Below are 15,811 nucleotides of genomic sequence, written 5' to 3'. Positions count from 1 at the left end.
AGGTGCGCACCGGACTGCCGGCCGCGAGGTTCAGCTCGGGAGATCGTTGGGTGGACTGCTCGGGGGGGCGCCGGGGCGATTGCCTGGGGCGCTGCCATCCTGCGTGCTCGATTCGGGCGCCGTGGACGGCGTATCGCGCTTGAGCTTGTCGCCGCCCAGCAGAACGGTCCAGCCGAGGCCGCGCACATTGCGGATGGAGGAAGCACCGAATTTCTTGCGCACCGAGTAGATCAGCACGTCGACCGCATTGCTTTCGACTTCCTGTCCCCAGCCATAGATCTTTTGTTCGAGTTGATTGCGCGACAGGATCGTGCCCGGCCGTTCGAGCAGCGCCAGCATCAGCGCGAACTCGCGCGCCGACAGCGTTTCGGTGTGGCCATCGACCGTCAGGCTGCGCGTATCGAGATTGAGCCGGATGGTGTCGTCGCCCAGGCTCGAGGTCGCGTAGCCCGCCTTGCGCCGAAGCACCGCACGCATGCGCGCCAGCAGCTCCGGAACCTCGAAGGGCTTCAGCACGAAATCGTCGGCCCCGGCGTCCAGGCCCTGTACCCGCGTGTCCAGGTCGTCATGGGCGGTGAGAATCAGCAGCGGTGTCTGGTTGCCTTGCACCCGCAGCCGCCGCAGCAGATCGAGGCCCCCCATGCGCGGCAGGCCAAGGTCGAGCAGGATGATCGTGTAGGACCCTTGCTCGACCGCCTGCTGGCCGGCGACGCCGTCGCGCACCCAGTCGACGCTGCACTGCATGTTCTCCTTCAGCGCGCGCATCAGGCTGGTGCCGATCTGCAGGTCATCCTCGATCAGAAGAATGCGCATGATTTCCGCTCGATACGCCGTCGAAAAGATAAGCCGGAGAGACATCGGCTCGGTGCCGCTCCGTAACGCGCGGACAGGCTGGCGCGCGCTGCGGCTTTACTTATACCGCCGCGGAATACGCGGGGGAAGTGGCGCTTGTCCCCATCGGTGTGCCGTCGATGCTGTCAGCCGTGGAGTCGCCGGATCTCGGCGTGGCAAGTCGCTTTCCAGGATCGAAAGTCGCGTGCGATTTGCTGATGTGCCGGCAGCGATGGAAGACGACACTTCGCGCCGGTCGGACCCGTTTCCGGCCTCCCCGCCTCTGCTTTGTCCGCCTTTCACAGGCGGATTTTTTTTGCCTGCGTGGTTTCCTGCCGGCAGTCGCTACCCAAAGCGCGTGATCGCAGGATTCGGCCGTCCGCACCCCCGCTCGGAGGGTCCTGCACCGTGCGCTCGCGCACGCGAACCGCCGTAGGCGTCTCACATTTCGAGTTGAGAGAAAGAAGTTATAAGAAATCGATCAAGACTTTCTCTAAACGATTCGAGTAGACCCTCAAATTCTCAAAGTTCATTCGATAAATGGTTTGATATCGATGCGCTGTCCGGCGCCGCTCAACGCATCGAATCGAACGCATCGAAACGACGCGCAACGACCCCGGACAGCGACGTCTTTCAGGTCATCACCGGATCGGTCTCCAGCTCCGGCGATGGAATGATGCAGCCACTGAGCACCAGTGTTCGAGGGAAAGATGGGGGCAGTCAAGCTAATGATCTTCAGCCGGTCCGGCCGGATCGAGTGCAACGGCGAGACGCACGAAGTGCCGGCATGCAGCCTGGTTTTCACCAACGGCAATGCGACGGCGATTCCGGCGCGCGATGGCATCGATACCTACGTCTTCCATTCGGGGGACTTCCAGGACATCTACCGCGAACTGCATGAGCTGGCGAGCCGCTACCGACGAGGTACGCAGTTCTGGCGCGAACCGGTCAAGCGGATCACGGTGCCGGAGGAAACGATCAACGTGATCCGGCATCTCGGTGCCGTCGAGCCGCGCGCGATGCTGCGCTTCGCCTATGTCTACTGCATGGGAACGGAGCCCGAGTATTTCTCCCGGCTTCTGCACCATCTGATCGACAGCAGCCGCGACTTCTTCGAGTTCATCGAGGAGAACAGCATGAGCGCGTGGCCGGTCACGCAGTACGCCAAGGCGCTCGGCATCCCGGTACGCAAGCTGAACGTGATGTTCTACGAGAAGTTCGGCGTGTCGGCCAAGAACTGGCTGCTGGAGCGCCGGCTGCAGCGGGCGAGGGAGCTGCTGTTGCTGACATCGATGAAGGTCACCGATATCGCGCAGGAGTGCGGCTTCAACAGCCATGCGCATTTCAGCGTCAGCTTCCGCCGCCGCTACGAGGCCAGCCCCCGTCTGCTCCGGCAACACCACCAGAGTATCAACGACGCAGCGAACGAGGAATAGAAGGCGATGAGTCTGAACACAATGATCGATGGCATGGACGGTCCCGTCGCGTCCGCCAGTTTCAACATGGCCGAAGCGGTACAGCGCGCGGTGAGCACCGGCGAGACCACCGACTTCATCCTGGCCCAGAAGATGACGGCCGCCTTTACCAACATGACCGCGCTGCAAAGCTCGATCATCAAGGCGATGCACGACACCATCGCCGGCATCATCCAGAAGATCTAGCCATGCAGCGCTTGCCAACAGAGGTCAGGCGCCTGCTGGTCGAGCTGGCGTTCGCCGCCGGCAATCAGCGCCTGCACGCGGAGATCGACGTGTTTCTCGACACGTTGCACCTGCTGGTCGATGACGAGCAGGACCGCGCGATCTGCCGCGCGCATCTGTACATGCAAAGCGGCCGGCTCGTCGAGGCCCGTGCGTGCCTGGGCGACCGCAACGACCCGCCGGCGCTGTTGCTGGCGATGCTGATCGCGGCGCGGCGCGATGTCGCCGCCGCACCCCGCGTCATCGCCCCGTTTCCCCGCACACGTCACTGAGCGGACGCGTCACCGAGCACCGAAGGTTTTCATCATGACTATGGACCCCATCACCATCGCCGGCCAGATGCTGGCCAGTACGGCCGGCAAGGCGACCGGCAAGGAGCCCGCGGCGGCCGCCATCCAGGCGTTCATGGACGCGATGTCGGCCCGCGTGCCAAAGCCCGAGGCGATCGCCGCCGAGGCGATGCGCAAGGCGGACGCCACGGTTTCCGCGCGGGTGGAGACCATCACCGCAGCCAGCGCGCTCGATCCTGCCGCGATGAAGCGGGCACAGCAGGCCATGCTCGAGATGCGCAACGGCGTCGACCTGATCGCGAAGATCGCGGGAACGCTGTCGCAATCGATCAACAAGCTGACGACGATGCAATGAAGCGCTTCCGCACGATCGCCCTGGCCGTGCTCGCCACCATCAGCATGGCCGGCTGCAAGATGACGCTGTACTCGAACGTCGGCGAGGCCGAGGCCAACCAGATGCTGGCCCTGCTGATGCTGCGCCATATCGCGGCCGAGAAGGTGGTCGAGAAAGGCGGCGCGGTGACGTTGCGCGTCGACAAGGGCGAGTTCATCAATGCCGTCGAAGTCCTGCGGCAGAACGGTTATCCGCATCACAAGCGGCTTGGCATGGAAGACCTGTTTCCGTCGAACCAGCTGGTGACATCGCCCGCGCAGGAGCGCGCCAAGATGCAGCTGCTCAAGGAGCAGCAGCTCGAAAGCATGATCTCGGCGATGGACGGCGTGATCGGCGCCAAGGTCTCGATCGCGCAGAAGGTCGACGAGAACGGCAAGCCGACCGGCACGCCATCGGCGGCAGTCTTCATCAAGTACTCGCCGCAATTCAATCTCGGCAACTACGAGGTGCAGATCCGCAGTCTGATCCGCGATGGCATTCCCGATATCGCGTCCGACCAGATCAGCGTGGTGATGCAGGCCGCCGACTACCGCTATCAACCACCCGCGGCCGAGGCGCCCCCGCCGCGCTGGCGCCAGTGGCTGCAGGCGCAGCCGGCACAGGCGGCGGCCGCGGTGGCCGGCGGCGTGCTCGCGCTGTGCGCAATGGCCGGACTGTCGCTGTGGATCGCCCGCCGCAAGGGGAGTGCCGATGTCTGATGCCGCCAATGCCGGCGCGCGCGCGCAACAGAGCCTGTGCCCCGCCGTGCAGCGGCTGCACGCGCTGGCGTGGCGGCCAGGCGCCGTGATGCACCAGGGGTGGTGGGGCTATCTCGGGCTGGACGCCTGGCAAGACGACTACCGGCGGCATCCGGGCAGCCGGCGCGCGCTCGATGCGCTGATCGTGCAGCGCCGCGGGTTTCCCGCCGGCCCGCTGCCCGCGACGCTGTCGGACCAGCAGCGGCGCCTGCTGGCCATCGAGCCGCGTTTGCCGATGCTGCTTGTCGCGCTCGGAGCGGTGGCCGCGCGAGCGCCCGAACTGTTGCTGCTGGGCGATTACCGCCGGCAATTGCTGGCGGTACTGGGCGACGACGGCTGCGACCAGCTGGCTGCGCTGGTGCCCGACGGCAAGGGTGCGGCCCTGAGCCGGCCGCCCGAGCAGATCGTCGAATGGCTGCGCGAGCTCGGCAGGTTGTGGCTGGACCACACGTTGCCCGGCAGCACCGTCTGGCAGGCGTTGTCGATCTGCCTGCCACCACCCGGCTCATTGATGGCGACACCGCCGGCCGGCCTTGCCTTGCCGATGCTGTTTCGTCTGGAACGTCTGCTATGAATCCCTTTGGACTGACGATCACCGAGGTCCGCGGTGAGTTGCCCGTGGGCGGCATCGTGCCGGCGGCAATGCTCGACCAATACATCGATGCGGCGGCGGCGCTTCGTCGCAACCGGTCGCGGGCCGCCGCCGTGATGCTGGCAAGCCGGCGCCACCGGGCGCGGGCGCGCCTTCAGGCCGAGCAAATCCTGGTCGAAGCAACCGCCGAGGGCGAGCGGCGCGCGGATGCGGCGGCGCGGGCGGCCCACGACGCGATCTGCGGGGACGTGCTGCGCTGGCTGGTGCACGAGAACGAACTGGAGGCGGTCATCGCGGAGCGGCTGGAGTTGCGCTGCCGGATGGTGATCGCCGATGCGGTCGCCAGCTTCGCCGGCGAGGCCGAGCGCGCGGCGTTGATCGCGCAGCGCGTTGCGGCCCGCTGGCGCGAGCTGTCCTCACACGGCGCCTTCACGTTGCGGTTGTGCCCCGACGACGTCGAAGCAGTGGCGGCGCTGCTGCCGGCGGAGCCGGGGTTCACCATCAGTGCCGAGCCGGCGCTGACCTCCGGCCAGGCGCTGGTGGACAGCCCCTACGTCCAGCTGCGCATCGATCTGGACCGTCATCTGGCCGTGCTGTTGGCAGCCATCGGCGTCGAGCCAAGCGCAGCGAGCCCGTGCGCAGGCGAGCCTCACGCGGTCAGCGAGCGCGGGGACGAAAACGATCCGGATGCCCTTGCCAACCAGCTTGACGGCCTCGTAGAGGACGTGGACCGGATGGCAAGAGGCCGGCTTCTCCCACCGCAACGCGATCCCGGCGTGCCCGATGCCGATTCGACGGGATGGCCCGCATGAACCCGAAGGTACAGGGCGCCAAGCCCGTCATTCCAACCGGCCCGGCGCCGGCGGTCCTCCCGGGGCAGGGCGGCGGTGCGGCCAGCCGCGGGCCCCAGCAGGTCAGCCCGGCCCGTTCCGCGATGGATCTCGCGGCTCGCGCGCTGAACGCGTCCCGCCGCCTGCACGAAGCCGGGCTCAACAACGTGCATTCGTCCAAGCTGCACGCGCTGCTGCGCGGCGACCGCCGCAATGATGCGCTGCTGGCGCGCGCCTTCGTCGGCAAGCTCGCCAAGTCGCTGCTGGCCAACAAGGACCCGCGCATCGCGCAGCTGCTGCAGCAGTTCGGCGATATCGAGGACGTCGACAGCCTGTTCGCCGCAATCGAACGCAGCGAGCTGCATCCGGCGGCGCTGGCATTGCTGCTCGCCGCGATGGCCGAGCAGCACCGGCCGGGACGCAAGCGTAGCCGTCTGGAAGAGGCCCTGGAGCGGCGGCTCGGCGCCAACGGCGATTGGGAACTGGCCATGCTCGGCTGGCTCGAGTTCGGCGCGATGACGCCGGAACTGATGTCGCAGCTGAAGTCGCTGTATCAGCGCGCCGGTGTGGTGCAGCAGGGCATGGCGGCGTTCCTGGACCAGTTGGCCGGCATCGGCGAGCGCCGGCGCAAGGTCAAGGTGCTGATCCGCGCGCTGGGCGCCGAACTGAGCGGCATCGACGACGATGCCGCCGAGGGCATCAAGCTCGCCGCGGTAGTGCGAGACCTGAAACGCCTGTTGATCTTCCTCGGATGCGAGGAGCAATGCGGCCGGATCGCGCGCGCCCTGGGCGAGCCGCCGGTCGAGCCCGACTCGGTGTTGCGGCTGCTGATTCGCATGGTCGACCAGCCGTGGCTTTATCACGACTGGATCCGCGGCGAAGTCGGCGGCATGGAGCTGGGCCGGGAACGCGGCTTCAAGCTGGTCCGGGACATCACCCGTCTGGTCAAGCTGCTGCCCGAGCCGTGCTTCCGCGACGACGACCACAGGCAGCAGGTGCTGACGGCACTGAACGAGTTCAACGACCGCGCCGAGAACGCGGACCCTGCCGAGGGCGACCCCACGGGCTGACGCCCCTTCAGGTATCGGCCCGATGCCGCGTGCCGCGACTGCCGCGCACGATGGCGACACAGCAAGCAATGAGGACAGCAAGCGCGTCCGGTGGCTCGCGCCGCCGGGGTCGTGCCTGGATCACCGATGGATATTGGAACGCTGCGCAATCTGGAAAAGCTGTTTCGTCTGATGGACGTCAAGCCCGTCACGATCGAGCCGCGCGTCGAAATACGCGACGGCGAGATCCAGGTGTTCATGGAAGTGCGCGACCGCCGCGTGCTGCTGTCCACGATGCGGCCGGTCGATCGCTACGTGGCCGACGCCGCGCTGCGCTCGCTGTTGACGCGCTGGTCGCCGGCCTGCATGGCCGGCGTGCCGCTGCGGGTCTTCCGCGTCGACGACTGCCTGTTCGTGTCGGGCGCGATGCCGGCGGGCAGCGGTGCCGAGCTGTGGTACCGGACGGTCCGGGCACAACGCAGGCTGCTGGAAGCCTGCACGAAGGAGGAAGCATGAGGTTCGTCTTCGCGGCGTTGCTGTTGCCGCTGGCGCTGCTGTGGGGCACCGCGATCGCCGGGTTGGTGTTGGCGATGGCGCTGGCACTGGTGCTTGGCGCGATCACCTTCGGCCTCGGCTGCCGGACCGCCGTTGCACTCGTTGATGCGATCCGGCGTATCCGCCGGACATGGCCGGGAGCGCGGCCATGATCAAGCGCTTGAGTACCTGGCTCGCCACCGTCGGCGGCCGGCAGGACGTGGTGCTGGCCGTGATGCTGATGGTGGCGGTCTTCATGATGATCCTGCCGCTGCCGACCATCCTGGTCGACCTGCTGATCGCCATCAACCTGGGCCTGGCGCTGCTGTTGCTGATGACGGCCATCTATGTGCGCGATCCTCTGGACCTGTCCGCGCTGCCGTCGCTGCTGCTGATCACGACGCTGTTCCGCCTCGCGCTGACCGTCAGCACCAGCCGCCTGATCCTGCTGCAGCACGACGCGGGTGAAATCGTCACCGCCTTCGGCAACTTCGTCGTCGGCGGCAATCTGGCGGTCGGCATCATCGTCTTCTCGATCATCACGGTCGTGCAGTTCATCGTGATCACCAAGGGCGCGGAGCGCGTGGCGGAAGTCGGCGCCCGCTTCTCGCTCGACGCGATGCCCGGCAAGCAGATGAGCATCGACGGCGACCTGCGCGCCGGCACGATCGACGCCAGCGAGGCCAAGCGCCAGCGCCAGCTGGTGCAGAAGGAGAGCCAGCTGTATGGCGCGATGGACGGCTCGATGAAGTTCGTCAAGGGTGACGCGATCGCCGGCATCATCGTGATCCTCGTCAACATCGTCGGCGGCATCGCGGTCGGCACGATGCAGCACGATATGGGCGTCGGCAAGGCGCTCGAGGTCTACTCGGTGCTGTCGATCGGCGACGGCCTGATCGCGCAGATCCCCGCGCTGATCATCTCGATCGCCGCCGGCATCGTGGTGACGCGCGTGCCCGGCGAGAAGCGCGAAAACCTGGCGCAGGACCTGGTCAACCAGTTCTCGCGCCAGCCCAACGCGTTGATGATCGCCGCCGGCGTGCTGCTGCTGTTCGCGCTGGTGCCGGGCTTTCCCGCAGTAATTTTCATGCCGCTGGGCGTGCTGCTGGGACTGATCGCGTTCTATGCGCGCCGCCGCGCCAGGGCGCTCGCCGCCAATACCGCCGACCAGGGCGGTGCGGCGGCCGGCGCAGAGGGCGAGGCGCGCATGACCCCCGGTGCGGAGCCGCTGTCGCTGAAGCTGGCGAAAGATGTGGCGGCGCTGCCTGGTCTGGTCGACGCGCTCGAGACCCTGCGCTGGCAGAAGTTCGAGCGGCTCGGTGTCGCGCTGCCGAAGATCGAGATGGCCGTCGAGGCGGGTCTGCCCGCCGGCAGCTTCAGCGTGCTGCTGTACAGCGAGCCCGTGCTGAAGGTGGCTATGCCGGCAGGCCGGCTGCTGCTGGCGCGTCAGTCCAGCGCCATGCCGGTGGCCGAGCGCGTCGACAACCTGCCGTTCGGCGGACTGACGCTGCAATGGATTGCGCCCGAGCACCAGGCCTCGCTGGCGCAGTCAGGGTTGTCGCTGCTTGCCGGTGCGCAGGCCGTGTCGTACGCCGCCGCGCTCGCCGTCGACCGCTTCGCCGACGAATTCATCGGCGTGCAGGAAACCCGCTATCTGATGGACGCGATGGAGGCCCGCTACGGCGAGCTGGTCAAGGAGCTGCAGCGCCAGCTGCCGATCAGCAAGGTCTCGGAGGTGTTGCAGCGCCTGGTGGCCGAAGGCATCTCGATCCGCGACCTGCGCACCATCTTCGAGGCGTTGATCGAGTGGTCGCCGAAGGAAAAGGAGACCGTGATGCTGACCGAGTACGTCCGCGTCGCGCTGCGCCGCCAGATCGTCGGGCGCCATGCGCGCGGTGAAGGGCGTATCCATGTCTGGCTGATCGGCGATGGCATCGAGAACATGATCCGCGACTCGGTGCGCCAGACCGCCGCCGGGGCCTATTCGACGTTGCAGGGCGACCAGATCGAAGCGATCGTGGCGCGCATCAAGGCCGGCATTGCCGGTCGCGAGGACATGGAGGGTGCGCTGGTCACCGCGATCGATGTGCGCCGCTTCCTGCGCAAGTTTCTCGAGCGGGAGCTGTTCAGCGTGCCGGTACTGTCGTACCAGGAACTGGGCGACGACGTGCAGCTGCACGTGCTCGGCAATATCGACATGATCGGAGAGTACGACGATGCGTATGCCTGACGTCGATGCGATCGTCTCCCGGGTGGCCGGCCGCCTGACGTTGCCGGCGCTGGACGATGGCGTGGAGCGTTTCGGCCGCGTCGTCGAAATCGGACCCACGCTGATCAAGGCCAGTCTGCCCGACGCGGCGCTGGCCGAGCTTTGCCTGATCGGCGCCGACATGCAGGCGGAGGTGGTCGGCCTGCAGCGAGAGGTCGCGCTGCTGTCGCCATTCTCCGAGCCGATCGGCATGAGCTGCGGCGCACTGGTGCGCCCGCTCGGCACCGAGCATCGGATTCCGGTCGGTCCGCATCTGATCGGCTCGGTGATCGACGGCCTGGGCCGCCGGATGAGCGGTCCGCCGGTGCCGGCCGCATGCGAGACGCGCCCGCTGGAGGCACCGGTGCCCGATCCGCTGACGCGCACGCTGATCGACCAGGTGTTGCCGCTGGGCGTGCGCGCGATCGACGGCATGCTGACCTGCGGCCGCGGGCAGCGGATCGGCATCTTCGCGGCCGCGGGAGGGGGCAAGAGCACGCTGCTCGGCATGATCTGCGACGGCAGCCTGGCCGATGTCGTGGTACTCGGGCTGGTTGGGGAGCGCGGCAGGGAGGTCCGCGAGTTTCTCGACCAGACGCTGACCGCCGAGGCGCGCGAGCGGTCGGTGGTGGTGGTGTCGACCTCGGACCGCCCGGCGCTGGAACGCCTGAAAGCCGTCTATACCGCGACCACCATCGCCGAGTACTTCCGCGACCAGGGCCTGAACGTGCTGCTGATGGTCGATTCGCTGACGCGCTTTGCGCGCGCCGGCCGCGAGATCGGCCTGGCCGCCGGCGAACTTCCGGCCGCCGGCAGCTTCCCGCCCAGCGTGTTCGCGCGCCTGCCGCGCCTGCTGGAACGGGCCGGCTGCGCGGCCACCGGCAGCATCACCGGCATCTATACCGTGCTGGTCGAGGGCGACGACATGACCGAGCCGATCGCCGACGAGGTCCGCTCGATCCTCGACGGACATATCGTGCTGTCGCGCGAGCTCGCGGAAAAGAACCACTATCCGGCCATCGATATCCCGGCCAGCATCAGTCGCGTGATGCACCAGGTCACCAGCGAGCCGCATCGGCAGTGGGCGGGCAAGGCACGCCGGCTGCTGGCCCAGTACAAGGAAATCGAACTGCTGGTGCGGGTCGGCGAATACGAACGCGGACACGATGCCGAGGCCGACGACGCGCTGGACCGTCGCGCCGGGCTCGAGGCCTTCCTGTGCCAGGGAACGGGCGAGCGTGCCGACTACCAGGGCACGCTGCGCCAGCTGCGGCAGGTCGTGGAGGGATGATGGCCAGGCCCAGCACCGCACAGATGCTCGAGCAGTTGCGCACGATCAAGACGTGCCGCGAAGGCGTGCTGCGTCATCGCGCCCGCCGTGTCGAGGCGGACATGCGCGAATGCAGGCGGCAGTCCGATACCCGCAGGGCCGAGCAGGCCGAACTGCGCGTCCAGTGGCGCGCCGCCAACCAGACCGAGCAGGCGGTCGGCCCGCGCGATTTCCACCAGCTCAAGCAACGGTTCGCCGATTTCTATCAGCGCGAACAGCAACTGCAGGCTGCGCTGCGCAAGCTCGCCGATCAGCTCGCCGATTGCCAGGCGCAGGCGGCACGCCTTGCCCAGGCGCTGAAGGAGAACCTGCGCGGCCAGGAGAAGCTGGCCGCGCTGATCGAGGAGCAGCGATGAGTGTGACTCCGGTGGGCGGGGTCCCGCCCAGGGGTGGCCGCGATCGCGACGAACGTCGCAACGTGGAATCCCGGCAAACCGCGCAGTTCGATGCGGCGATGCGCAAGCGCAGGCCCGCCCGGGAGCGGGTTGGGGAAGAGAGCGAGGCTGCGGTGCCGCCGTCCGTGCCGCCATTCGTGCCGCCGGCATGGTGGTCGATGCTCGGCGGCGCGCGTCCCGAGTCGGCGGCCGCGGCGGCCTGTGGTGGGCCCGACAGCGGCCGCGCCGACGCGGCCGCTTCGGGCGAACTCGATGCCGACCGGTTCGCACCGGGCACGCAGACGCGCCTGAGCGGCAACGGCTTGCATGTCCGCTTCACACAGGGCAGCTGGGCCGGCATGGAACTGCAGGCGTCGCTGCACGCCGGGCAGATCGTCGTCACGCTGCGGCCGCTGAACCGCCAGCAGCACAAGCGCCTGGTCGAAGCGAAGGCGTCGCTGAGCGACGAGGTGGCCAGGCAGACCGGTGAAGTGATCCGATTGGAGGTGGCCGATGCTACTCGATGAATGGAGCGACCAGGACCTGGAACTGGCGCGGGCGATCGGCGCGGGCCGGTCCGGCGCCGCAGCCGGAGGCCGGCGCGCCGGCATCGGCAGCAGTGCCGAAGGCGATGGACTTGGCGCGCTGCAGGCGCTGCGGCGGCACGATGCCGCCGACCCGCTTGCTGACCCGATGGCGGATCCGCTGATGGATCCACTGATCGATCCGCTGAGGGATCCCCTGAGGGATCCGGCCCGGCCGCTCGATCCGTTCGACGACGGATTCGACGCTGCCCCCCAGCCGGACCTCCATGCCGATCGCCGCGATGGCGCGCAGGAGCACGGCATCGGCGGTATCGCAAGCATCCGGGACGCCGACGTGCACGCCGAAGGCGCCGCGATCGTGCTGGACCTGAAGTCCAGCGGCGGCGACGGCGTGGTGCTGTCGATATCGATCGACGGGCAGCGCGCCCGCGCGTGGGTCGACGCCGATGCCTGGTGCGATTGGCTGGCGCCGCGCCTGGCGGTCCAGCGCTTCCCGCAGATCCCGCCGGACCTGCTGGGCCTGCTCGGCGACTGGACGTTGCTGCCGCTTCAGCACCATGCCAACCGGGCCGGTCTGGGCTTGCCGCGCTTCTGCTCTGCCGAGCCCGGCAGTTGCGCGCGCGCGATCGCGCCGACGCTGACGTTGTGCCGCGCCGACGCGGAGCTGGACCTGCGCCTGCTCGACTGGCCCGAGCCCTGGATCGCCGCGCTGGCGCAGACCATGGAAGACCGGCGGCCGCCGCTGACGATCCCGCCGATCCCCGTCGCGCTGGCCGCAGGGTGGGTCCGGCTGACGCGCGCGCAGCTCGCCGGGCTGAGCCCGGGCGACGGCGTCGTGCTGGAGCGGCCCGCCGCGATCGAGCACGGCCACGCCTGGCTGGTCGCGGAGCGCCCGCTGGCGCTGGCGTGCCTTGCGCACGGCGCCTGGCATATCGAACACGCATGCAACGAGGAAACCAGCATGGAACAAGGGACCGAGGCCACGCTGCGCGGCAGCCAGCTCGACGACGCCAACATCGTATTGACCGCGGTGGCGGAAGTGGGGCGCCTGTCGTTGTCGCTCGACACGCTGCGCGAACTGCAGGCCGGGCAGACGCTGGAGCTCGCCCATGCCAGCCACGGCCGGGTCACGCTGACGGTCTCGGGGCACGCGGTCGCCAGCGGCACGCTGCTGCGCGTCGGCGACAAGCTGGTGATGCGGATCGAGTGAAGGCCGGTGATTTCAGGCATGGGCCCGATGCCGGCGCTTGCCGGGCATGCCGAGAATGATCGCTCACCCACGGACCAGATCATGTCGCTTGCCGATCATCCTCTGCAGCTGATCCTGCTGCTGTTCGCGCTGTCGTTGCTGCCGTTGTTCATCGTGATGGGAACGGCCTTCCTGAAGATCTCGATCGTGCTGTCCACGTTGCGCAATGCGCTCGGCATCCAGCAGATTCCGCCGAACATGGCGATCTACGGGCTGTCGCTGGTGCTGACGCTGTTCATCATGGCGCCGGTGGGCATCGCGATCGGCGACAACCTGAAGGCCAATCCGATCAAGATGGAAGCGCCGGACCTGTTCGGCCAGGTCGAAACCCGTGTGCTCGAACCCTACCGCGAGTTCATCAAGGGCAAGGCGAGCCCGCAGCAGGTCCGCTTCTTCATGGACATCGGCGAAAAGATGTGGCCCGAGCCCTATCGCAACCGGATCCCGGACGACTCGCTAGTGGTGCTGATCCCGGCGTTCACCGTCAGCGAACTGGTCGAGGCCTTCAAGATCGGCCTGCTGCTGTACCTGCCGTTCGTCGCCATCGACCTGATCGTCTCCAACGTGCTGCTGGCGATGGGGATGATGATGGTGTCCCCCGTGACGATCTCACTGCCGATCAAGCTGCTGGTGTTCGTGCTGATCGGCGGTTGGGAAAAGTTGCTCGGCCAGCTGATCCAGTCCTATCTATGAGCAACGAAATCATTGCGCAGCTGGCGTCGAACCTGCTGTGGCTGGTGCTGATGCTGTCGCTGCCGGTCGTGGTCGTCGCCTCGGTGGTCGGCGTGCTGGTCAGCCTCGTGCAGGCGCTGACTCAGGTCCAGGACCAGACCATCCAGTTCCTGCTGAAGCTGATCGCGGTCTGCGTCACGCTGGTGATGACCTATCACTGGATGGGCGCCACGCTGATCGGCTATACGAACATGGCGTTCGAGCAGATTTCCGTGATGGGGAAATAGGTGGGCGGCTGGCAGCATATCGTTCCGACGCTCGCGCTGACGATGCTGCGTCCACTCGGCATGCTCGTGCTGATGCCGATGTTTTCGGCACGCGCGCTCGGCGGCGGCCTGATCCGCAATGCGCTGGTGCTCGTGATGGCGCTGCCCGCGCTGCCGATGCAGCTCGGGCATGCCGCCGAACTCGCGGGCCGCCTCGGCGAGGTGTCGGTGCCGTCCCTCGCCGTGCTGGTGATGCAGGAGTTCGTGATCGGACTGGTGATGGGCTTCTGCGCGACCATTCCGTTCTGGGCGATCGACATGGCCAGTACTGTGATCGACACCGTGCGAGGGACCTCGATGGCGTCGGTGCTGAACCCGATGCTGGAAGAACAGTCGTCGGTGTTCGGCGTGCTGTTTACGCAGGTCCTTGCCGTGCTGTTCCTGGTCGGCGGCGGCTTCAACGCGATGCTGACCGCGCTCTACGCGTCGTATCAGAGCATGCCGATGCTCGGCGGCTGGCATCTGTCGGCGAGCTTCCCCGGGTTTATCGCGCACCAGTGGCAGATGATGATGGAGCTGTGCATCGGCTTCGCGCTGCCCGCGCTGGTGGTGATGGTGCTGATCGACGCCGCGCTGGGCCTGGTCAACCGCTCGGCGCAGCAATTGAACGTGTTCTTTGTCGCGATGCCGATCAAGAGCGCGCTGGCGCTGTTCGTGCTGGCGATCGGCATGAGCTACGCGCTCGGCGCCTTCCAGCAGCGCTTCGACGCGTTCGGCGGCGTGGTCGCCAATCTGCTCGGGACCATGCGATGACCGAGAAGACCGAACAGCCGACGCCGAAGAAGATCCGCGACGCGCGCCAGGAAGGCCAGATCGCCAAGAGCGTGGAGATTGCCATCGGCATCCAGCTGGCGGTGCTGCTCGGCTATTTCTGGGTGCGTGGCGAGGACATCGTCGACGCCTTCCAGAACATCATCGAGGTGGCGATTGCCAGCATCGGCGAGCCGCTGCGGGTCGCCATGGGGCGCGTGGCGACGGTTACCGGCATGCTGATGCTGCATCTGCTGGCGCCGGTCGGCATCGTGCTCGTTCTGGCCACTGTCGGCGTGGTCATGGCGCAGATCGGTCCGCTGTTCGCGCCGAAGTTCATCAAGCCGAAGGGCGAGCGCGTCAGTCCGCTGAAGAACGCGAAGCAGCTGTTCTCGCTGCGCTCGCTGTTCGAGTTCGGCAAGTCGCTGCTCAAGGTGTCGATCCTCAGCATTGCCTTCTATCTGCTGATCAAGCGCTACCTCTACTCCTTCCAGTTCCTGCCGCTGTGCGGTACCGAATGCGGGCTGCGGGTCACCGGCGTGCTGATCGGCTGGCTGTGGGGAATCCTGGTGCTGTTCTACGTGGTGTTCGCCATCGCCGACCTGGCGTTCCAGAAGCGCAGCCTGACCAGGCAGCTGATGATGAGCCGCGACGAGATCCAGAAGGAATTCAAGAACACCGAGGGCGACCCGCACATCAAGCACAAGCGCAAGGAGATCCATCGCGATATCCAGAGCGGCAGCATGGCGGCGAATGTCAAGCGGTCGACCGCGGTGGTGCGCAACCCCACCCATGTCGCGGTCTGCCTGTATTTCGTGCCCGGCGAGACGCCGCTGCCGCAGGTCATCGAGAAGGGCGCCGATGCGCGCGCGAGACGAATGATCGCGATCGCCGAGGAGGCCGGCGTGCCGATGGTCGAGCAGGTCCATGTCGCGCGCCGGCTGTATGCGCGGACCGACGTCGGCGACTACATCCCCGCCGAGCTGTTCGAGCCGGTGGCCGAGATCCTGAGCCTGGTCAGCGAGATGAGGCAGGCGGAGCAGGCGCTGGACGGCGATCTGGACGGCGATCTGGACGGCGATCCGGACGAGGAACCGGACGAGGAACCGGACGCCGATTCGGAACGCGACACCGAAGCCGGCACCGATTCCGATTCCGATTCCGATACCGATACCGATACCGATACCGATACCGATACCGATACCGATACCGATACCGATACCGATACCGACGCCGCCAGCCCGAAGCCGGGCCCGGACAGTCGCGGCGACCCTCGCGGCGATGGCGGCCGCGACCCACGTTCCGATCCCCGTCGCCCGGCCGATCGCTAGGCCGGCACCAGGGACGGTTCCCCAATTGG

The 15,811-nt window shown here is 67.3% G+C and carries 20 protein-coding genes; 19 read left to right on the top strand and 1 reads right to left on the bottom strand.

Annotated features, from left to right (window positions below):
• Positions 1-30 precede the first annotated feature (30 nt).
• Complete coding sequence (locus M1D55_RS06675) at positions 31-813, bottom strand: response regulator transcription factor (protein WP_456280451.1); 783 nt, start codon at positions 811-813, stop codon at positions 31-33.
• Positions 814-1,541: 728 nt separating this feature from the next.
• Between M1D55_RS06675 and M1D55_RS06670 the strand changes: the two genes are divergently transcribed.
• The 19 genes from M1D55_RS06670 to M1D55_RS06580 all read left to right on the top strand — a co-directional run bounded on the left by M1D55_RS06670 (position 1,542) and on the right by M1D55_RS06580 (position 15,782).
• Positions 1,542-2,267, top strand: coding sequence for a helix-turn-helix transcriptional regulator (locus tag M1D55_RS06670; RefSeq protein ID WP_064576902.1), 726 nt, complete (start codon positions 1,542-1,544; stop codon positions 2,265-2,267).
• A 6-nt stretch (positions 2,268-2,273) separates the two neighbouring features.
• The gene (locus M1D55_RS06665) at positions 2,274-2,492 is read left to right on the top strand and encodes an EscF/YscF/HrpA family type III secretion system needle major subunit (RefSeq protein WP_006578323.1); all 219 of its coding nucleotides are present in this window, start codon (positions 2,274-2,276) and stop codon (positions 2,490-2,492) included.
• A 2-nt stretch (positions 2,493-2,494) separates the two neighbouring features.
• A complete protein-coding gene (locus M1D55_RS06660; RefSeq protein ID WP_456280450.1) occupies positions 2,495-2,803 on the top strand; it encodes a DUF1039 domain-containing protein in 309 nt (102 codons plus the stop codon).
• A 34-nt stretch (positions 2,804-2,837) separates the two neighbouring features.
• Positions 2,838-3,176, top strand: coding sequence for a type III secretion system inner rod subunit SctI (sctI, locus tag M1D55_RS06655; protein ID WP_456280449.1), 339 nt, complete (start codon positions 2,838-2,840; stop codon positions 3,174-3,176).
• Entirely contained in the window at positions 3,173-3,913 is a 741-nt protein-coding gene (sctJ, locus tag M1D55_RS06650) for a type III secretion system inner membrane ring lipoprotein SctJ (protein WP_023263617.1), read from the top strand. Before sctI ends, sctJ begins: the two co-directional genes overlap by 4 nt.
• A complete protein-coding gene (locus M1D55_RS06645) occupies positions 3,906-4,526 on the top strand; it encodes a type III secretion system domain-containing protein (protein WP_456280448.1) in 621 nt (206 codons plus the stop codon). The genes sctJ and M1D55_RS06645 overlap by 8 nt, the downstream gene beginning before the upstream one ends.
• Positions 4,523-5,356, top strand: a complete 834-nt coding sequence (locus tag M1D55_RS06640) for a hypothetical protein (protein WP_456280447.1) — start codon at positions 4,523-4,525, stop codon at positions 5,354-5,356. Before M1D55_RS06645 ends, M1D55_RS06640 begins: the two co-directional genes overlap by 4 nt.
• Positions 5,353-6,444, top strand: coding sequence for a TyeA family type III secretion system gatekeeper subunit (locus tag M1D55_RS06635; protein ID WP_456280446.1), 1,092 nt, complete (start codon positions 5,353-5,355; stop codon positions 6,442-6,444). The genes M1D55_RS06640 and M1D55_RS06635 overlap by 4 nt, the downstream gene beginning before the upstream one ends.
• Positions 6,445-6,570: 126 nt before the next feature.
• Positions 6,571-6,939 (top strand): hypothetical protein, encoded by a 369-nt coding sequence (locus tag M1D55_RS06630; protein ID WP_006579055.1) that lies wholly within the window; start codon positions 6,571-6,573, stop codon positions 6,937-6,939.
• A complete protein-coding gene (locus M1D55_RS06625; protein WP_456280445.1) occupies positions 6,936-7,130 on the top strand; it encodes a hypothetical protein in 195 nt (64 codons plus the stop codon). Before M1D55_RS06630 ends, M1D55_RS06625 begins: the two co-directional genes overlap by 4 nt.
• Positions 7,127-9,187: an EscV/YscV/HrcV family type III secretion system export apparatus protein gene (locus M1D55_RS06620; RefSeq protein WP_456280444.1), complete on the top strand. Its 2,061-nt coding sequence runs from the start codon at positions 7,127-7,129 to the stop codon at positions 9,185-9,187. Before M1D55_RS06625 ends, M1D55_RS06620 begins: the two co-directional genes overlap by 4 nt.
• On the top strand, positions 9,174-10,496 hold the full coding sequence (locus M1D55_RS06615) for an EscN/YscN/HrcN family type III secretion system ATPase (RefSeq protein ID WP_456280443.1): 1,323 nt from the start codon (positions 9,174-9,176) through the stop codon (positions 10,494-10,496). The genes M1D55_RS06620 and M1D55_RS06615 overlap by 14 nt, the downstream gene beginning before the upstream one ends.
• Positions 10,496-10,891 carry a hypothetical protein gene (locus tag M1D55_RS06610; protein ID WP_456280442.1) on the top strand — a complete coding sequence of 132 codons (396 nt, stop codon included), beginning with the start codon at positions 10,496-10,498 and terminating at the stop codon, positions 10,889-10,891. The genes M1D55_RS06615 and M1D55_RS06610 overlap by 1 nt, the downstream gene beginning before the upstream one ends.
• 62 nt (positions 10,892-10,953) lie before the next feature.
• Positions 10,954-11,436 carry a hypothetical protein gene (locus tag M1D55_RS06605; RefSeq protein WP_456280441.1) on the top strand — a complete coding sequence of 161 codons (483 nt, stop codon included), beginning with the start codon at positions 10,954-10,956 and terminating at the stop codon, positions 11,434-11,436.
• Positions 11,423-12,664, top strand: a complete 1,242-nt coding sequence (sctQ, locus tag M1D55_RS06600; protein ID WP_456280440.1) for a type III secretion system cytoplasmic ring protein SctQ — start codon at positions 11,423-11,425, stop codon at positions 12,662-12,664. The genes M1D55_RS06605 and sctQ overlap by 14 nt, the downstream gene beginning before the upstream one ends.
• Before the next feature lie 81 nt (positions 12,665-12,745).
• The gene (gene sctR, locus M1D55_RS06595) at positions 12,746-13,396 is read left to right on the top strand and encodes a type III secretion system export apparatus subunit SctR (RefSeq protein WP_006579920.1); all 651 of its coding nucleotides are present in this window, start codon (positions 12,746-12,748) and stop codon (positions 13,394-13,396) included.
• Positions 13,393-13,662, top strand: coding sequence for a type III secretion system export apparatus subunit SctS (gene sctS, locus M1D55_RS06590; protein ID WP_006579921.1), 270 nt, complete (start codon positions 13,393-13,395; stop codon positions 13,660-13,662). The genes sctR and sctS overlap by 4 nt, the downstream gene beginning before the upstream one ends.
• Entirely contained in the window at positions 13,663-14,454 is a 792-nt protein-coding gene (gene sctT / locus M1D55_RS06585) for a type III secretion system export apparatus subunit SctT (protein WP_456280439.1), read from the top strand.
• Positions 14,451-15,782, top strand: coding sequence for an EscU/YscU/HrcU family type III secretion system export apparatus switch protein (locus tag M1D55_RS06580; RefSeq protein ID WP_456280438.1), 1,332 nt, complete (start codon positions 14,451-14,453; stop codon positions 15,780-15,782). The genes sctT and M1D55_RS06580 overlap by 4 nt, the downstream gene beginning before the upstream one ends.
• The last annotated feature ends 29 nt before the right edge of the window (positions 15,783-15,811 follow it).

It is taken from the genome of Cupriavidus sp. JZ107, from assembly GCF_053903255.1.
Note: the sequence above shows the minus strand (reverse complement) of the source record. Positions and strands in the feature narration are given on the sequence as shown.